This window comes from Cupriavidus sp. FW216-B1 (genome assembly GCF_058789195.1).
Genome location: NZ_JBYTEL010000005.1, coordinates 199225 through 216628, shown reverse-complemented (window position 1 = coordinate 216628; position 17404 = coordinate 199225). Strand labels below are relative to the sequence as shown.

The following is a 17404-nucleotide window of genomic DNA, read 5'->3' as shown; positions in this document are numbered from 1 at the left end:
CTGGAGACACGGACATGAGCAACAACATCGAGCGGCTGCGCGAATTCGTCGCCACCGTCAGCCGCGTGGTGACGCAGGCCGAGCGCGACGGCAGCGGCGAGGCGGACGTGCTGGCGCAGGCCACGGCGGCGCTGTCGGCGCTGGTGGCGCACGACGACTGGCTGCCCGAGGAAATGGCGCGCCCGCATCCGGTCTACTACCAGCAGCACCTGCTCTACGGCGATCCGCTCGACCGCTTCTCGCTGGTCAGCTTCGTGTGGGGGCCGGGCCAGCAGACGCCGGTGCACGACCACACCGTGTGGGGCCTGATCGGCATGCTGCGCGGCGCGGAGATCGACCAGCGCTACCGCGTCGACGGCGGGCGCCTGGTCGCCGACGGCGAGCCGGCGCTGCTGTCGCCGGGGCAGGTGGCGGCGGTTTCTCCCACGCTCGGCGACGTGCATCGCGTGCGCAATGCGTTCGACGACCGCGTCTCGGTCAGCGTGCATCTCTACGGCGGCAACATCGGCCGCATCCGCCGCCATGTCTATGCCGACGACAGCGGCGCCACCAAGCCGTTCGTGTCCGGCTATTCCAACGCGCTCGTGCCGAACCTGTGGGCGCCGGAGCCGAAGGCATGAGCGAAGGCCAGGACATCCTGCTGATTGCCCGTGAAGACGGCGTCACGCGCCTGACGCTCAACCGCCCCGCGCGCGGCAACGCGCTCTCGCGCGAACTGGTGGCGGCGCTGTCGGCGGCGGTGGAGACCTGCCACCGCGACGGCACGCGCCTGCTGGTGCTGGAGGGCGCGGGCCGGCATTTCTGCACCGGCTTCGACCTCGGCGACCTCGACGCCGAGAGCGACGATTCCCTGCTCGCGCGCTTCGTGCGCGTGGAACTGCTGCTGCAAAGCGTGCATGCCGCGCCGTTCGCCACGCTGGCGCTGGTGCAGGGCCGGGCGATGGGCGCGGGCGCCGATCTCGTGGCCGCCTGCGAGCAGCGCCGCGTGGAGGCGGGCAGCAGCTTCGCGTTTCCTGGCGCGGCGTTCGGGCTGGTGCTGGGCAGCGCGCGGCTGGCGCAGCTGGTCGGCGCGGCGCGCGCGCGCGAGTGGATCACCGGCGGCGGCGCGTTCGCCGCCGAGGCGGCGCTGGCCAGCGGCTTCGCCACCGGCGCGCTGGAGACCGGCGCAGCGGCGCGCGCCGCGGTGGTGGCCGAGCTCGCGCAGCGCGCGCGGCGGCTGGACCCCGCCACGCAGGCGGCCATCCATGCCGCCACGCGCGACGGCGCGGACAGTGCGGCGCGGCAGCTTGCCGACCTCGTGCATTCCGCCGCGCGGCCCGGCATCAAGGCGCGCATCGCGGCCTATCGCGCCGCGTCCGCCGGCTGAGGCGCGCGGCGTTCGGGCTGGCACATGAATGCCCCGGGGTGTCCCCGGGGCATTTTTCATGGGCCGGATGCAGTGCGGTCAGTTCCGCGTCGAGCCGCCCGACAGTTCCTGCCTGGCCGCCGCGTCGTTGGCCTTCTTTTCCGCGCTCCTGACCTGCTTCGCGGATTTCACGTCCTGCTTGTACTCGCGCTTCGCGGCCTTCCTGGTGGCGTTGTATTCGTCCGACGCCTGCTTGTTGGCCTCGCGGCGCTGCACCAGCGGGTCCTTGGGCGGCTCGACCTGGGTCATGCCGGGCGGCACGGCGGCGTTGGCATTGTCCGCGGGCATGGCCGGGGCCTGCGCGAAGGCGGCGGCGCACAGCAGGCCGGCGGAGGCGGCGGTGGCAACTTGCAGGAAGCGGATGGGCTGGTTCTTCGACATGGCGGGTCCTCGCTGTTGGTGGATCGGTACAGATGCTGGCCGGGGACGGCGGTCCGAGGCATTCCCCCGGCTTGCGCATTTCACCCCTGTTTGACCGGCGTTTTTCGCCGCGCGTGCCCCGATCCGGACATCTGCTTACAATTGGCCTGCCGTCCGACAGACGGCCACCGACAAGACCTGTCGGCGGAGTGTGAGATAGTGGCCAGCGGGGGCGCACGGCCTCCGCCCGCGCACCTCGCGCGGGCACAAGAAACCACCAAGAACAGCACGAGACAGGCCGCGACATGCCGACCAGACACAAAGCGCAACTACTGACCACCGGCCCGATCGGGCGCACCCTGCTGCTGTTCTCGCTGCCCGTGCTGGGCAGCAACATCCTGCAGTCGCTCAACGCGTCGATCAACTCGGTGTGGGTGGGGCACTTCCTCGGCGAGGCGGCGCTGACCGCCACCTCCAACGCCAACATCATCCTGTTCTTCCTGCTCGGCGTGGTGTTCGGCATCAGCATGGCCAACACCATCATGATCGGGCAGGCGGTGGGCGCGCGCGACCTCGACGAGGCGCGCCGCGTGGTGGGCACCAGCACCGGCTTCTTCGTCGGGCTCTCGGTGCTGGCATCGGCGCTGGGCTACATCTTCACGCCGGCCATCCTCGCGGCGATGGACACGCCGGCCGACGCCAGGCCGCTGGCCGAGAGCTACCTGCGCATCATCTTCCTGGCGCTGCCGTTCATGTATTTCTACAACTTCGTGATGATGACGCTGCGCGGCGCGGGGGATTCGCGCACGCCGTTCTACTTCATGCTGTTGTCGGTCGGGCTGGACGTGGCGCTCAACCCGCTGCTGATCTTCGGCATCGGGCCGCTGCCCGGGCTTGGCATCGCCGGCTCCGCGCTGGCGACGCTGATCGCGCAGCTGGTCAGCCTCGCGGCGATGCTGGCGGTGCTGTACCGCCGCGGCCATTTCCTCGCGCTGCGCCGGCACCAGCTGGGCTACCTGCGCCCGGACTTCGCCATCCTGCGCGCGCTGGTGGCCAAGGGCCTGCCGATGGGCCTGCAGATGGTGGTGATCTCGTCGTCGGCGATCGTGATGATGTCGCTGGTCAACCGCTACGGCTCGCAGACCACGGCCGCCTATGGCGTGGCGTCGCAGTTGTGGACCTACGTGCAGATGCCGGCGCTGGCGGTGGGCGCGAGCGTGTCGTCGATGGTGGCGCAGAACGTGGGCGCCGGCCTGTGGGAGCGGGTGGCGCGCATCACGCGCGTGGGGCTGCTGTTCAACCTGCTGATGACCGGCGCGCTGGTGGGCCTGATCTACCTGTTCAACCGCCATTCGCTGGGCCTGTTCCTGCCCGACGACGGCACCGCGATCGGCATCGCGCAGCATATCAACGCGATCGTGCTGTGGTCCTTCATCCTGTTCGGCTTCACCATCGTGCTGTTCGGCACCGTGCGCGCCACCGGCGCGGTGATGGCGCCGCTGGTGATCCTGTTCGTCTCCATGTGGGTGGTGCGCCTGCCGTTCGCCTCGCTGCTGGCGAGCGACTATGGCGCCGACGCGGTGTGGTGGAGCTTTCCGCTGGGCTCGGTGGTGTCGGTGACGCTGGCGGTGGCTTACTACCGCTTCGGCAACTGGCGCGCCAGCCATATCCTGCCGGTGACGCCGGCGGCGCCGGCCCCGCGGCAGGAGTTCGCGCCGCAGGCGCCGGACACCAGCATGGGCACGCCGTGCGAAGAGGCCCTGAGCACGGCGGGCGCCGGCGAGGATGCCGGCGAGGTGGCGGCGCTGGCGCAGGCCGCCGCCGGCGCGTCCGCCCGGCAGCACCCGCGCTGAGCGCCGGCGCCGGCTCAGTCGCCGGCCGTTTCCGTTTCCGCGGCGCCGTCCACGTCGGTGCCGCGCGCCAGTCCCGCCAGCCAGCGCCGCACCACTTCTTCCTCCTGTGCCGACAGCCCCGCGCGCAGGCGCGCCTCGTTGTGCAGCGCGCGTTCGCGGCAGCCTGCCAGCAGCGTCTCGCCGGCCGGCGTCAGCACGATGTTCTGGATCCGGCCGTGCACCGGATGCGGCTGGCGCCGGATCGAGCCGGCCTTCTCCAGGTTGGCGACGATCACGCTGACGGTCTGCGGCGTGAGCAGCGCCAGCCGGGCGAGGTCGGCATTGGACAAGCCGGGATAGGCGCCCAGCATGGTCAGCACCACGAACTGCGGCGGGGTGGCGCCCAGGTCGGCCAGCGCGCGCTCCAGGCGCAGGCGGTTGGCGGCGCCGGCCTGGCGCAGCAGGTAGCCGAGATAACCGGCCTCGCCGCGCTTGCCCTCGCCGGGGCGGGGAATCGCCGGGGCGGCGGCGGCCGGGTCGGTGGCGGCGCCCGCGTGGGCTGGCCGTGCGGTCTTGCTCATGGTCGTCCGGGTTTGCGTGAAAGGCGAGGAAGGGGGAAAGCCGTGGCGCCGGCTGGCGCGCGTATTCGTGCTCTGAGATTATCGCAGAGCCGGCGCGCCGCCGGCCTGCCGCCGCATATTGCCGTCTGCCGCCACCTGAAAGGCAATCGAAAGCTCTGTCTGTCATCGTGCGCCCGTGGTCGGGGCGGCAGCGCCGTGCGCCGCCTTTCAACCAGCTTTCAACGCGGCCGCCGCGCGGCTTCTGGCGCATGCCGGCGCCGCGTCGTTCCCCGCGCCACGTCCCGCGCAGGCGCGCTTCGCCTGCGCGTCGCCGGCATGGCCGCCAGCCACGCGCCCGCATCCGGCGCGCGCGCGATTTCTCCCTGTTTTCCCGCCGATTTCGCCCGATTCGTGAAAATGGATCACGTCGTGATATTTGTCGTTTGTGGCGAAGTTCCTCATGCATCGGTGATTACCCCTAAGTCAAGACAAATGAAAGCAAGCTGAAAGATCGCCTCTCTAAGGTTGCATCCATCCTGCAGGAGAGCCTTCACACCTGCCGATCAAACCGTCTGCGCATGCAAGAGCCTGCGCGCGCAGCCGGATGCTTTCACGTACTTTGAGGAGAATCGTTTTGCGCATACGCAGCCAAAAGGACTTTGCCTCCGGCCTGATGTTCGTCCTGGTCGGTCTGGGCTTTTCCTGGGTCGCTCGCGGCTATTCCATGGGAACTGCCGCAAAGATGGGCCCCGGATATTTTCCGTTCCTGCTCGGGCTGGTACTGGCCGTGCTGGGCGCACTCGTGTTGATCGGCTCGCTGTCGAGCAAGGGCGAGGAAGACCAGCTCGCGCGCTGGGACCTGAAGACCCTGCTGTGGATCCTCGGTTCGGTGGTGCTGTTCGGCCTGCTGCTCAAGCCGCTCGGCATGGTGCTGTCGGTGTTCGTGCTGGTGCTGGTGTCGTCGATGGCCAGCCATGAATTCAGCTGGAAGGGCGCCCTGGCCAACGCCGTGGTGCTGGTGCTGATCAGCATGGGCGCGTTCGTCTACGGCATCAACCTGCAGATGCCGGTGTGGCCTGCTTTCATTACCGGTTAAGGAGTCGGCCTCAATGGAATTGTTCGATCACCTTGCCCTGGGTTTTTCCACGGCACTGTCACTGCAAAACCTCGCATACGCCTTCCTGGGCTGCGTGCTGGGTACCCTGATCGGCGTGCTGCCGGGCCTGGGGCCGCTGGCCACCATCGCCATGCTGCTGCCGGTGACCTACACGCTGCCCCCGGTGGCGGCGCTCATCATGCTGGCCGGCATCTATTACGGCGCGCAGTACGGCGGCTCCACCACCGCCATCCTGGTCAACCTGCCTGGTGAATCGTCGTCGGTGGTGACCACCATCGACGGCTACCAGATGGCGCGGCGCGGACGGGCAGGGGTGGCGCTGGCCACTTCCGGCCTGGGCTCGTTCTTCGCCGGCTGCGTGGCTACCCTGATCCTGGCCGCGTTCGCCACGCCGCTGTCGGAACTGGCGTTCAAGTTCGGTCCCGCCGAGTACTTCTCGCTGATGGTGCTGGGCCTGATCGGCGCCGTGGTGCTGGCCTCGGGCTCGCTGCCCAAGGCCGTGGCGATGATCGTGCTGGGCCTGCTGCTGGGCCTGATCGGCACCGACGTGAACTCGGGCGCCGCGCGCTTCTCCTTCGACATCCCCGAACTGACCGACGGCATCGACTTCGTCGCGCTGGCGATGGGCATGTTCGGTTTCGCCGAAATCGTGGCGAACCTGGAACAGAAGGAAGACCGCGAGACCTTCACCGACCGCGTGACCAACCTGTGGCCGACCAAGGAAGACTTCAAGCGCATGGCGCCGGCGGTGCTGCGCGGCACGCTGCTGGGTTCGGCGCTGGGGATCCTGCCCGGCGGCGGCGCGGCGCTGGCCTCGTTCGCGGCCTACTCGCTGGAAAAGAAGACCTCCAAGTACTCGCATGAGTTCGGCAAGGGCGCCATCGAAGGCGTGGCCGGTCCGGAATCGGCCAACAACGCGGCCGCGCAGACCTCCTTCATCCCGCTGCTGACGCTGGGCATTCCGCCCAACGCCGTGATGGCGCTGATGGTGGGCGCGATGACCATCCACAACATCCAGCCGGGCCCGCAGGTCATGACCAGCAACCCCGCGCTGTTCTGGGGCCTGATCGCCTCGATGTGGATCGGCAACCTGATGCTGATCATCCTGAACCTGCCGATGATCGGGATCTGGGTGAAGCTGCTGACCGTGCCTTACCGCTACCTGTACCCGGCCATCCTGGTGTTCTGCGGCATCGGCGTGTACTCGGTCAACAACCAGACCTTCGACGTGTTCATGGCGGCCGGCTTCGGCATCATCGGCTACCTGTTCCTGAAGCTCAAGTGCGAACCGGCGCCGCTGCTGCTCGGTTTCGTGCTCGGACCGATGATGGAAGAAAACTTCCGCCGCTCCCTGCTGCTGTCGCGCGGCGAGTTCACGGTGTTCGTGACGCGCCCGCTGTCGATGGGCCTGCTGATCGCCGCCGCCGCGCTGGTTGCCGTTGTGGCGCTGCCGTCGATCAAGGCCAAGCGCGAAGAAGCGTTCCAGGAAGAATAGTTTTCGAAGCCCCCGTACCGGTGCCGCCATACGCCGGTACGAACAACGCAAGATTCGGGGTGCCTCGCGCACCCCGCTTTTTTTTTGCAGGGCGCGTTCCGGCTCCCGCCGGCACGCTCGCAGTGAACCTGCCCGGCTGCGCTTGGCAGTGCCGGGCCTGCGCAAGATGATCCGCTCCATTCAGCTCTATCGCGTCACTGGCTGGCGCGCCGCGGGCGCCGCATGAAGACGCCGGCGCTGGACCGCCTGGTTTCGCGGTTGTACATCCTCAAGCTTGTCCAGGCGAGTCCGTCCACCGTACTGACCCTGGTCGAGCGCCTGCGCGAGCACGGCATCGACAACAACATCCGCTCGCTGCGCCCGATCCTGCGCAGCCTGCTGATCGCGCGCGCGATCACGGCGGAACTGGTCGAGGGCAGCGGCCGCGTCTACTGCATCACGGACAGCGGCAAGGACGAACTGGACAAGTACCTGTCGCACCTGGACGTGCTGCAAGGCGACCTCGAGCCCGCCCCGGAGCGCTAGGCCCCCGGGGCACCGGCGCGCCGCGCGCGCGGCCGGCAAGAAAAAGCGGGAAGATCCGCCTGCCGGATCTTCCCGCCTGGCACGCCCCGGCGACGGCGATCGCGCCGGCCGGGCTGCCGCTTTCCCTTTCCTTTCTCTTCCCTTTTCCTTCCCTACTGCGAGACCAGTTCCTGCGCGTCGCCGGCGCCGGTGCTCGACTGCGCGACCAGCACCTTGATCCGGTTCGGCACCAGCGCGCCGATGCCGTCGACTGGGATGGTGGTGATCAGCCAGTCGGCGTTGTTGCCCAGCGTGAGCGCGCCGGAATCGAAGATCACGGTCTTGGTGCCGGCGGTGGTGATGCGCAGGCGATAGGTGCCGCCGTCCAGATAGAGCGAGTCCTGGCCCGTGGCGGGGTTGGCCGTCTTGTAGCCGACCGCCGCCATGTTCGGCGAGACCGCGTTGAGGTCGGCCGCCGGCGTGGTGACGTAGACGTCGATGTTCTGCGCGTTGAACGAGGCGTTCAGGGTGCGCACGCGGGCCTTGTCCGACAGCAGGCTCTTGTCGTAGGGGTCGTCGATGGTGAGCACCTCGGCGGCGGTGGCGCCGGGCAGCGCGACCACGGTGTACTTGTGGCCGGTGTGGGCATCCACGGCGGCGCTGCCGAGCTGCGTGCTGGTGTTGGTGACGTTGAACGCGATCAGCTGCGATCCGGTGTCGACGTCGAAGTAGTTCGACACGAATTTGTAGGGCTCGTTGAGGAACGAGGTCTTGGTGCCGTTCTGCAGCACGTCGAGGTTCGGGCCGCCGGTGATGGCGTGGATCACGCGCACCGACGGCTTGCTGATGCCGAGGCGGTCGTCGATGCCATCGTCGCCGCCGCCGCCGCATGCCGACAACACCGCGCTTGCCGCCAGTGCAAGGCCCACTAGCAGGCCGGATTTGGAAAGCTTCATGAATGCCCTCTTCTTGCAGGTGAGTGAGAGAACCCGTGGCGGTCGCGGCCCATTGCCGCAGGCGGATGTTCCCGCGCGCCACGCTGCTTGTTCAGGCGTGTTGCCGCGGCGTTCGCCGCCCGCTGGAGAGGATGCGAAACCGCGCCTGCCGTGATGCAACGATAGCCAGCGCGCGCGGGCCGGCACATTGGCGGGGCTCCGAAACGCTTGTCGGACGATTCCCACAGGACGCGGCCGCCATGTATGGCGGGCGGCGCGAAGGGAGCCGCGGGAGGAGGGGAAGAAGCAGGGGAAGAAGGAGGAGACGGCGGCGCGCGCCGCGGTCGGCGGCGCACGCCCCCGGGCGCGGCGCTCAGGCGGTCATGACGACCTGGTTGCGGCCGTTGCGCTTGGCCTGGTAGAGCCCGGCGTCGGCGATCTCGATCAGGCGGCTGAACGGCTCGTCCTGGCCCGGCACGATGGCGGTGCCGCCGATGCTGACCGTCACGCAGGGCCCGACCTGGGAGCCGCTGTGCGGCACCTGCATGGACTCGATGGCGCGGCGGACCTTCTCGGCCAGCAGGCGCGCGCCGCCGGGCGAGGTGGCGGGCAGGATCATGGCGAACTCCTCGCCGCCGAAGCGCGCGGGCAGGTCGGCCGGGCGCGTGCAGTTCTCGCGGATCACGCCGGCCACGCGGCGCAGCACCTCGTCGCCGGCCACGTGGCCGTAGGTGTCGTTGTAGGCCTTGAACGAATCCACGTCGATCATCAGCAGCGCGAGCTGGCTCTGCTCGCGCGCCGCGCGCCGCCATTCGGCGCCGAGGTATTCGTCGAAGTAGCGCCGGTTGGACAGGCCCGTGAGGCCGTCCGAGTTGGTCAGCCGCTGCAGCTCCAGGTTGGTCTCCAGCAGCTGCTGCTGGCTCTGGCGCAGCGCGCGGTAGGCCTCGTCGCGCTGCTGCAGGTTGATGTAGGAGCGCGAGTGATAGCGGATGCGCGCCACCAGCTCGATGGTGTCGGGCAGCTTGACCAGGTAGTCGTTGGCGCCGGCGGCGAAGGCCGCGCTCTTCATGATCGGCTCTTCCTTGGTGGACAGCACGATGATGGGGATGTCGCGCGTGGCCGGGTTGGCGCGGTAGCGGCGCACCAGCGTCAGGCCGTCGATGCCGGGCATCACCAGGTCCTGCAGGATCACCGTGGGCCGCGTGCGCTCGGCCACCGCGACGGCCTCGTCGGGCTTGGAGCAGTAGTGGAAGTCGATGTCCTTCTCGGGCTCGAGCTCGCGCCGCACCGCTTCGCCGATCATGGCCTGGTCGTCCACCAGCAGCACCATCGCCAGGTATTCCTCCGGGCGCTGTGCGTAGTTGCGTTCTATCTGTATCGACATTGTGTTCCTCTTGCTGCCGGTTCCCTACCGCTGGTTGGCATTGGTGCTGGTGCCGCAGGCCCGTGCGATGCGCGCGGCGATCTGCGGCAACGGCAGGATCTCGCTGGCCGCGCCGATGGCGGCGGCGGCTTTCGGCATGCCATAGACGGCGCTCGTGGCCTGGTCCTGGGCGATGGTCAGGTAGCCACGCTCGCGCATGGCCTTGAGGCCCAGCGCGCCGTCGCGGCCCATGCCGGTGAGCAGCACGCCCACCGCATCGCCGCGCCAGTGCCGGGCCACGCTTTCGAAGAAGACGTCGATCGACGGCCGGTAGAGGTAGTCGCTCGGCTCTTCGGTGTAGGCCATGCGCGCCGGCCCGAGCAGGCGCAGGTGGTCGTTGGTGCCGGCCAGCAGCACGGTGCCGGGCTGCGGCGCCTCGCCTTCGCGGGCCAGCCGCACGGGCAGCTTGCATTGCGCGTCGAGCCACTGCGCCATGCCTGCGGCGAAGGCTTCGTCGACGTGCTGGACGGCGATCACGGCGGCGTTGAAGCCGGGCGGCAGCGCGCCCAGCAGCGTGGCCAGCGCGGCCGGGCCGCCGGCCGAGGCGCCCAGCGCCACCAGCCATTCGGCGCGGGCCTTGCGCGCGGGCGGCGCCGGCGCGCGCGCGGGCACGCCGCGGCCTTCGATCAGGCGGCCGATGTTGCGGATCTTGCGCAGCAGCGGCCCGCTGGCCAGTTGCGAGTCGGGCTGCGCCAGCGAGGGCGTGTCGACCGCGTCGATGGCGCCGTGGCCCATCGCGTCGAACACCTGGCTGGCGTTGCGGCCCAGGTCCATCGTCACCACCACGATGGCGCACGGGCTCGCGGCCATGATGCGGCGGGTGGCCTCGACGCCGTCCATCACCGGCATCAGCAGGTCCATCAGGATCAGGTCGGGGGTGCGCGCGGCGGCCAGGTGCACGGCGCTCTCGCCGTTCTCGGCCACCCACGTGACTTCCAGCTCGGGGTCCAGCGCGAGCACGCGCCGCAGGGCGACCACGGCCAGCGGTGAATCGTTGACGATGCCGATCTTCATGCGCGCGCCTCCCCAATCAGGTCCTGTACCGCGTCGAGCAGCGCGGCGTCCTGGAAGCTGCCCTTGGCCAGGTAGTAGTCCGCGCCGGCCTGCAGGCCGCGCTGGCGGTCCTGCTCGCGGTCCTTGTACGACACCACCATCACCGGCACCTGCTGCAGGCGCGCCTCGCGCTTGATGCGCGTCACCAGCTCGATGCCGTCCATGCGCGGCATGTCGATGTCGGTGATGACCAGGTCGAAGCTCTCCGCGCGCAGCACGTTCCAGGCGTCCATGCCGTCCACCGCCACCGCGACCTCGTAGCCGCGGTTGGCCAGCAGCTTGCGCTCGAGCTCGCGCACCGTGAGCGAATCGTCCACCACCAGCACGCGCTTGCGGCGCACCGGCGCGGCTTCCGCGCCGCCGCGCCGGATGCGGTCGATCTTGCCTTCGGAGAGCAGCTTCTCCACCGAGCGGATCATATCCTCGGCGTCGAAGATCAGCACCGGCGTGCCGTCCTCGGTGATGCTGCCGGCGGCGATGTCCTTGATCTTGCCGAGGCTGGCCGCGAGCGGCTGCACCACCAGTATGCGCTCGCCGAGCAGGCGGTCCACCGCCACGCCGTAGGTGCGCTCGTGGTCGCCCAGCACCACCACCGGCACGGTGTCCTCGTCGGGGCGGGCCTCGGCCTGCTGCAGCACCTGGGCCGCGCTGACCAGGCCCACGTGGCGCTCGCCGAAGCGGAAATGCTGGTGGTTCTCCAACTGCTCGATCGCGCCGCGCTCCAGGCGCAGCACCTGCATCACGTAGGCCAGCGGGAAGGCGTAGGCCTCGCCCGAGACTTCCACCAGCAGCGCGCGCACCACCGACAGCGTGAGCGGCAGCTCCAGGTGGAACTGCATGCCGCGCCCGCTTTCCTGCGCCAGGCGGATGCTGCCGCGCACCTGGCGGATCATGTCCTGCACGGCGTCCAGCCCGACGCCGCGCCCGGACACCTCGCTGACGGTCTCGCGCAGGCTGAAGCCGGGCAGCAGCAGGAAGTCGAGCAGCTCCGCCTGCGACAGGCGGGCGACGGTCTCGGCGGGCGCCAGGCCGCGCCGCACGATGGCCTGGCGCAGGGCGTCGAGGTCCACCCCCGCGCCGTCGTCGGCGATCACGATCACCAGCCGGCCGGCGTTGTGGCGCGCGTTGAGCGTGATGCGGCCCTCGGCGGGCTTGCCGGCGGCGCGGCGCGCCTCGGGCGTCTCGATGCCGTGGTCCACGGCGTTGCGCAGCAGGTGCGCCAGCGGCGCCTCGAGCTGCTCGAGGATGTCGCGGTCCACCTTGGTGCTCTCGCCGACCAGTTCGAGATGCACGGACTTGCCGAGCGCGCGCCCGAGGTCGCGCACCATGCGCGAGTAGCCGGCCAGGCCGTCGGCCAGCGGCCGCATGCGGCTGGCCAGCGCGCGGTCGTAGAGCTGGCGCGACAGGCGGCCGGTGCGGTGGTCGTACTGCTCCAGCTCGCTGGTGCGCTGCGAGAGCTGCCGGTGGCTCTCGGCCAGCAGCTGCTGCGCGTCCGCCAGCCGCGCCTGCGCGGTGCCGTCGGCGGTGCCGCCGCCGGCCAGCGCCACCTGCGCGGCGTCGAGCGCCTGCAGCGCGCGCATCTGCAGGCGGCGCGTCTGCTGCAGCGCGTTGCCGAACGGCTTGAGCCAGTTGGCCTCGATCATGGCCGCGCCGGACAGCGCGAGCAGCTGGTCGAGCGTGTCGGCGCTCACGCGCAGCATGCGCTCCTGCGCCTCGGGCAGGCCGCCGGGCTCGCCTGGCCGGGGCTCCGCGGCCCGTGCCGGTTCCGCGGGCGCGATCATGGGCGCGATCATGGGCGCAATCACGGGCGCGATCATGGGAGCAATCGGGGGCTCGGGCGCGGCATCCGGCCCGGCCTGCGGCGTGGCCGGCATGGCTTGCGGCGTGACTTGCGCTGGTGCCGGCGGCGCGGCCGGGGCCGGCGCCCACGGCGCGTCGTCGACTGCCTTGCCGGCCAGCAGCGCGCCCAGGCGCGTCACCAGCGCGTCGATCTCGTCCTTGCCGGCGTGGCCGGCCCAGTCGAGGTCGCCGTCGGGCGGGTTGCCCAGCCGCAGCAGCAGGTCGGTGCCGTGCAGCAGGGTGTCGATGTGCACGGGCCGCAGCGCCAGTTCGCCGCGCTGGGCGGCGACCAGGCAGTCTTCCATCACGTGGGCCACGCGCACGCCGCCGTCGAGGCCGACGATGCGCGCCGCGCCCTTGAGCGAATGGGCGGCGCGCATGCAGGCCTCGAGCTGGTCGGCGGCGGCCGGGTTGCGCTCCAGCGCGAGCAGGCCGGCGTTGAGGACTTCCGCCTGCGACTGCGCCTCGAGCGCGAACAGCTCGAGCAGGGAAGCGTCGCGCAACTGGTCCGGATTCATGCCAGGCTCCGCGTCAGGGCCTGCTGCAGCAGGCCGGCGTCGAGCAGGCCGACGCTGCGCCCGCCGCTTTGCAGCAGCGCGCGCGCATAGCGCGCGGAGGCGCGCGACAGCGTGGTCGGCAGCGCCTGCAGCGCGGATTCGGCCACGCGCTCGATGCCCGTGACCTCGTCGACCGGCAGCGCGATGGCGCCGCGGCCCTGGCCCAGCACCAGCAGGCGGGCGCCGCGCCCGGCGCCGCCGGCCACGCCATTGGCCGCGCCGGCGTCCGCCGGCGGGTCCTGGCCGAGCAGCCGCGCCAGCGAGATGCACACCAACAGGTTGCCGCGCACGCTGGCCAGGCCCAGCACGGCGGCGTGGCGGCGGTGCGGCAGCGTGTGCACCGGGCATGGCGCGGTGACTTCGGCCAGCGCGGCGGCCGGCAGCGCCAGCCATTCCTCGCCGACGCGGAACACCAGGCAGGACACGGCGGGGCCGCGCGCGGCGCCGTCGGCGGGCGTGGCCTCGTCGGGCAGGCCGGCTTCGCCGGCGGGCAGGTTGTCGAGCAGCTCCAGCGCCGCGCGCGAGTAGGCCGGGCAGTTGCGGCAGCGGATGTATACGGCGAGCTGCGGGCAACTGCTGTCGCCGAGCACGCCGATGCGGCGCCAGCAGTTGTCGATGACGGTGCGCGCCGCGCCGGCCGGCAGGCCGTGGCCCGGCGGCGGCGATGCGGTCAATGCGGGCGAGGCGGTCGAAGCAGGCTCAGTCATGGCGGCTCGGCTGGTTGCGCTGGGCGCGCTGCCTCAGGCGGGCGGCCGCCGCGCTGTCGCCGTCGGCTTCGAGAATGGCGGCCATGTGATAAAGCGACTCCTGGTGGGCCGGGTCGAGGTAGAGCGCGCGGCGGTACGCTTCGCGCGCCTCGGCGGGCCGGCTGGTGGCATCGTGCAGCACGCCCAGCAGGCAGTAGCCGGCGGCGGATGGCGGCTGCGCGTCGAGGTGCGCCAGGCAGGCCGAGACCGCCGCGGCGAGGTCGCCGCGGTCGGCGAGCCGGGAGATCCGGGCCAGCGCGTCGGCGCCGGCGTCCGCCGCCGGGGCATGCGGCTGCGGCGGCGCCGATGCCGCCGGCCGCGGCGCGGCGGGCGCGCGGTGCGACGGCTGCGCCGGCGGCGGCGCATGCGGGCGGCGCGGCGCCGGCGCGGCGGCCCATGCCGCATGCGGCGCGTGCCGGGCGGGCGGCACGTGTGTCGCGTGCGGCGCATGTGGCGCGCCCGCCTCGCGCGGGCCGCGCCGGGTGAAGGCGAAGGCGAGCGGCACGCCGGCCGAGACGAAGCCGTGCCGGGTCAGCAGACTGGCCTCGGCCGGCCCCACGAACAGCGTGGCGTCGGGCCGGCTCAGCCGCTCCAGCGCGCGCAGCGAGCGCTGCTGCGTGGGCGGGTCGAAATAGATCAGCAGGTTGCGGCAGAACACGAAATGGTAGGGGGCTTCGGCCGCCATCAGGGCCGGGTCGAGCAGGTTGCCGCGCAGCAGCCGCACCTTGGCCAGCACATTGGGCTTGAGCGCGTAGCCGCCCGGCGCGGCGGTGAAATGCCGGTCGCGGAAGTCGAGCTGCCCGCCGCGGAACGAGTTGCTGCCGTAGTGGCCCAGGCGCGCGCGTTCGAGCGCGCGCGCGCTGATGTCGATGGCGTCGACCTGGAAGCGCTGCTCCGGCACGCCGGCGTCGAGCAGCGCCATCACGATCGAGTAGGGCTCCTCGCCGGTCGAGCACGGCACGCTGAGGATGCGCAGCGGCCCCTCGCCGGCATGCCCGCGGGCGTCGCCGAACACGCGCATGGCGGCGAAGCGGCCGAGCGCCATCAGCGCCTCGCGGTGGCGGAAGAACCAGGTCTCGGGCACCACCACCGCCTCGATCAGCGCCTGGAGCTCGTCCGGGTGCGAGTGCAGCAGGTTCCAGTAGGCATGGTGGTCGGGCGCGGCGGACGTGGCCAGGCGCTCGCGCACCGCGCGCTCGATCATGCCGGTGCCCACCGTGCTGGCGTCCAGGCCGATGCGCTCCTTGAGCAGCGCCTCGATGTGGCTGGCCGTGGTCATGGCGCCGCCCCGGGGAACAGGCGGGCGTGCACGTCATCGGGCAGCAGCGCGCCGATCCTGACCCACTGCACCAGCCCTTGCGGGCCGTTGCGCACGGGGCCCAGGTAGCGCGCCGGCGCGGCGTCCAGGCCGCTGTCGGCGAACTCGGCGGGCTCGCAGCGCAAGGTCTCGGTGGCGTATTCGAGGCGCAGGCCGAGCAGGCGCGCCGGCGCGTCCGCGTGGCGGCGGTAGCGCACCAGCACCGTGCGCGTGCTGGTGCGGCTGGCCGCCGGGATGCCGGTGGCCAGCGCGTTGACGTCGATCACGGGCACCACCTCGCCGCGGCGCGCCAGCAGCCCGCTGACCCACGGCGGCGCCTCGGGCAGCTGCTTGAGCCGGGTCAGCGGCAGCACTTCCTCGATTTCGCTGGCGTCGAGCGCGTAGTGGTCGGGGCCGATGCGGAACAGCAGGAAGAGTTTCATGGCAGATGGCCGGCGCCCGCGCGCCTCAGACCTTGAAGCGCGACACGCCGGCGCGCAGGTCGTTGGCCACCAGCGTCAGCTCGTCGATGGCCTGGCTCGACTGGCGCAGCGACTCCACGGTCTGCTGGGCCGCCTCGGAGAGCTGCATCAGCGCCTGGTTGATCTGCTCGGCGCCGCCGGCCTGGGCCTGCATGCCCTCGTTGACCATCTGCACGCGCGGCGCCAGCGTCTGCACCTGGCCGATGATCTGCGAAAGCTGGTCGCCCACCTGCGTCACCTCGGACATGCCGCGCCGCACTTCCTCGGCGAACTTGTCCATGCCCATCACGCCGGCGGCCACCGCGGACTGGATCTCGCGCACCATCTGCTCGATGTCGTAGGTGGCCACGGCGGTCTGGTCGGCCAGGCGGCGGATCTCGGTGGCCACCACCGAGAAGCCGCGGCCGTACTCGCCGGCCTTCTCGGCTTCGATGGCGGCGTTGAGCGAAAGCAGGTTGGTCTGGTCGGCCACCTTGGCGATGGTCGTGACCACCTGGTTGATGTTGCCGGCCTTCTCGTTCAGGGTGGCCAGCTTGGCGTTGACCGAGCCGGCGGCCTCCATCACGTGATGCATGGTCGTCTCCATGCGCGACAGGCTGACCTGGCCGGTGCCGGCCAGCCCGGCGGTCTGCTCGGCGGCGCTGGAGACCTCGATCATGGTGCGCACCAGGTCGCGCGAGGTGGCGGAGATCTCGCGCGAGGTGGCGCCGATCTCGGTGGTGGTGGCCGCGGTCTCGGTGGCGGTGGCCTGCTGCTGGCGCGCGGTGGCGGCGATCTCGTTGACCGAGGTGGTGACCTGGATGGCCGAGCGCTGGGCCTGCCCGACCAGCCCGGTCAGCTCGCCGGTCATCTGGTTGAAGCCCTGCTCGATCTCCAGGAACTCGTCCTTGCGGCGGAGCGACAGGCGCTGGCGCAGGTCGCCGCCGCGCATGCCGGCCAGCAGCTGCACGATCGAGCGCATCGGCACGGTGATCGAGCGGAACAGCAGGTAGCCGGCCACCAGCGACCCCGCCAGGGCGGCGATCAGCGAGATCTCGATGCTGATCTTGGCGGTCTCGACCGCGCTGTTGATGGTGGTGGCGCCCTCGGCGGCGACCTTGTCGTTGTCGTCGAGCAGGGTCTGCAGGGCGGCCCGGCCTTCGTTCCAGGCGGCATGGACGGGGCCGCTCAGGCGGGCCTCCATCGCGGCCGCGTCCGTGGCGCGGGCGGCGAACACCGGCGCCGACAGCTCGTCGTACTGGCGGCGGATCACCTTGTACCTGTCGAAGCGCTGGCGGTCGTCGGCGCGGCGGATCGAATTGGCGTAGCGCTGCTCGAGCTCGTCGAGGCGCGTGCGCAGGGCCGCGTTGGCCTCGTCGTACTGGCGGCGCTCCGCTTCGCTGGTGGCGGTGACGCTCTGCCACGCCAGCACGTAGCGCTCGCCCCACGCGCCGCGCATGGCGGTGCTGGCGTACAGCCCCGGCAGCGCGTCGTCGCGCATCGCGGTGGCGTGGGCCTCGATGGCCGACAGGCGGCCGTAGGCGACCACGAAGGTCAGCAAGATGACCGCCAGGATCATGGCAAAGCTGGCCAGGATGCGCGTGCGGATGGTCCAGAGGGTCGCGGAGCTTTTTCCCATTTGATGTTTTTTGTATTTTCTTTGCCGGAAGGGCGGCGGGCAGCGTCAGGGCGGGTGGCACCGGCGCGCATGGCGCGAATCAGCAGGTCTGGCGGGTCATGAGATGAGAGCGGGCACTAACGGAGCGGGTGCCGGGGTGGCACGGGGTGGCACGCGGGGAGGCACGCCTTTGCCGGCGTAG

The 17404-nt window shown here is 71.0% G+C and carries 17 protein-coding genes; 6 read left to right on the top strand and 11 right to left on the bottom strand.

Going from position 1 to position 17404, the window contains the following annotated elements:
- The first annotated feature begins 14 nt into the window (after positions 1-14).
- Both AC3WXD_RS14085 and AC3WXD_RS14080 read left to right on the top strand, forming a co-directional pair.
- Complete coding sequence (locus AC3WXD_RS14085) at positions 15-620, top strand: cysteine dioxygenase family protein (protein WP_454732731.1); 606 nt, start codon at positions 15-17, stop codon at positions 618-620.
- A complete protein-coding gene (locus AC3WXD_RS14080; protein ID WP_492323981.1) occupies positions 617-1366 on the top strand; it encodes an enoyl-CoA hydratase/isomerase family protein in 750 nt (249 codons plus the stop codon). The genes AC3WXD_RS14085 and AC3WXD_RS14080 overlap by 4 nt, the downstream gene beginning before the upstream one ends.
- A gap of 78 nt (positions 1367-1444) precedes the next feature.
- On the opposite strand, the gene AC3WXD_RS14075 is transcribed toward AC3WXD_RS14080, so the two are convergent.
- Positions 1445-1786 carry a hypothetical protein gene (locus tag AC3WXD_RS14075; protein ID WP_020206841.1) on the bottom strand — a complete coding sequence of 114 codons (342 nt, stop codon included), beginning with the start codon at positions 1784-1786 and terminating at the stop codon, positions 1445-1447.
- A 284-nt stretch (positions 1787-2070) separates the two neighbouring features.
- Between AC3WXD_RS14075 and AC3WXD_RS14070 the strand changes: the two genes are divergently transcribed.
- Entirely contained in the window at positions 2071-3618 is a 1548-nt protein-coding gene (locus AC3WXD_RS14070) for an MATE family efflux transporter (protein WP_492323980.1), read from the top strand.
- Between the two features lie 14 nt (positions 3619-3632).
- Here AC3WXD_RS14070 and AC3WXD_RS14065 read toward each other — a convergent pair whose 3' ends face one another.
- Both AC3WXD_RS14065 and AC3WXD_RS14060 read right to left on the bottom strand, forming a co-directional pair.
- A complete protein-coding gene (locus tag AC3WXD_RS14065) occupies positions 3633-4178 on the bottom strand; it encodes a MarR family winged helix-turn-helix transcriptional regulator (protein ID WP_020206839.1) in 546 nt (181 codons plus the stop codon).
- Positions 4179-4385: 207 nt separating this feature from the next.
- Complete coding sequence (locus AC3WXD_RS14060) at positions 4386-4619, bottom strand: hypothetical protein (RefSeq protein WP_492323979.1); 234 nt, start codon at positions 4617-4619, stop codon at positions 4386-4388.
- 172 nt (positions 4620-4791) lie between these two features.
- Here AC3WXD_RS14060 and AC3WXD_RS14055 point away from each other — a divergent pair, with 172 nt between their 5' ends.
- The 3 genes from AC3WXD_RS14055 (at position 4792) to AC3WXD_RS14045 (ending at position 7294) form a co-directional block, all read left to right on the top strand.
- Positions 4792-5253, top strand: a complete 462-nt coding sequence (locus AC3WXD_RS14055) for a tripartite tricarboxylate transporter TctB family protein (protein ID WP_020206838.1) — start codon at positions 4792-4794, stop codon at positions 5251-5253.
- A 13-nt stretch (positions 5254-5266) separates the two neighbouring features.
- The gene (locus AC3WXD_RS14050) at positions 5267-6769 is read left to right on the top strand and encodes a tripartite tricarboxylate transporter permease (protein ID WP_059415066.1); all 1503 of its coding nucleotides are present in this window, start codon (positions 5267-5269) and stop codon (positions 6767-6769) included.
- A gap of 222 nt (positions 6770-6991) precedes the next feature.
- Positions 6992-7294: a helix-turn-helix transcriptional regulator gene (locus AC3WXD_RS14045; protein WP_020206914.1), complete on the top strand. Its 303-nt coding sequence runs from the start codon at positions 6992-6994 to the stop codon at positions 7292-7294.
- Between the two features lie 152 nt (positions 7295-7446).
- Here the strand turns inward: AC3WXD_RS14045 and AC3WXD_RS14040 are convergent, their stop codons facing one another.
- The 8 genes from AC3WXD_RS14040 to AC3WXD_RS14005 form a co-directional block, all read right to left on the bottom strand.
- Positions 7447-8229 carry a DUF4397 domain-containing protein gene (locus AC3WXD_RS14040; protein WP_020206915.1) on the bottom strand — a complete coding sequence of 261 codons (783 nt, stop codon included), beginning with the start codon at positions 8227-8229 and terminating at the stop codon, positions 7447-7449.
- A gap of 352 nt (positions 8230-8581) precedes the next feature.
- On the bottom strand, positions 8582-9592 hold the full coding sequence (locus tag AC3WXD_RS14035) for a response regulator (protein ID WP_059415070.1): 1011 nt from the start codon (positions 9590-9592) through the stop codon (positions 8582-8584).
- Positions 9593-9616: 24 nt separating this feature from the next.
- Positions 9617-10645, bottom strand: a complete 1029-nt coding sequence (locus AC3WXD_RS14030) for a chemotaxis response regulator protein-glutamate methylesterase (protein WP_059415073.1) — start codon at positions 10643-10645, stop codon at positions 9617-9619.
- A complete protein-coding gene (locus AC3WXD_RS14025; RefSeq protein ID WP_492323978.1) occupies positions 10642-13041 on the bottom strand; it encodes a hybrid sensor histidine kinase/response regulator in 2400 nt (799 codons plus the stop codon). Before AC3WXD_RS14025 ends, AC3WXD_RS14030 begins: the two co-directional genes overlap by 4 nt.
- Positions 13038-13787 (bottom strand): chemotaxis protein CheW, encoded by a 750-nt coding sequence (locus AC3WXD_RS14020; RefSeq protein WP_492323977.1) that lies wholly within the window; start codon positions 13785-13787, stop codon positions 13038-13040. Before AC3WXD_RS14020 ends, AC3WXD_RS14025 begins: the two co-directional genes overlap by 4 nt.
- Positions 13780-15105: a CheR family methyltransferase gene (locus AC3WXD_RS14015; RefSeq protein ID WP_492323976.1), complete on the bottom strand. Its 1326-nt coding sequence runs from the start codon at positions 15103-15105 to the stop codon at positions 13780-13782. Before AC3WXD_RS14015 ends, AC3WXD_RS14020 begins: the two co-directional genes overlap by 8 nt.
- Positions 15102-15566, bottom strand: a complete 465-nt coding sequence (locus AC3WXD_RS14010; protein ID WP_020206957.1) for a chemotaxis protein CheW — start codon at positions 15564-15566, stop codon at positions 15102-15104. Before AC3WXD_RS14010 ends, AC3WXD_RS14015 begins: the two co-directional genes overlap by 4 nt.
- A 25-nt stretch (positions 15567-15591) precedes the next feature.
- A complete protein-coding gene (locus tag AC3WXD_RS14005; protein ID WP_492323975.1) occupies positions 15592-17223 on the bottom strand; it encodes a methyl-accepting chemotaxis protein in 1632 nt (543 codons plus the stop codon).
- Positions 17224-17404 lie beyond the last annotated feature (181 nt).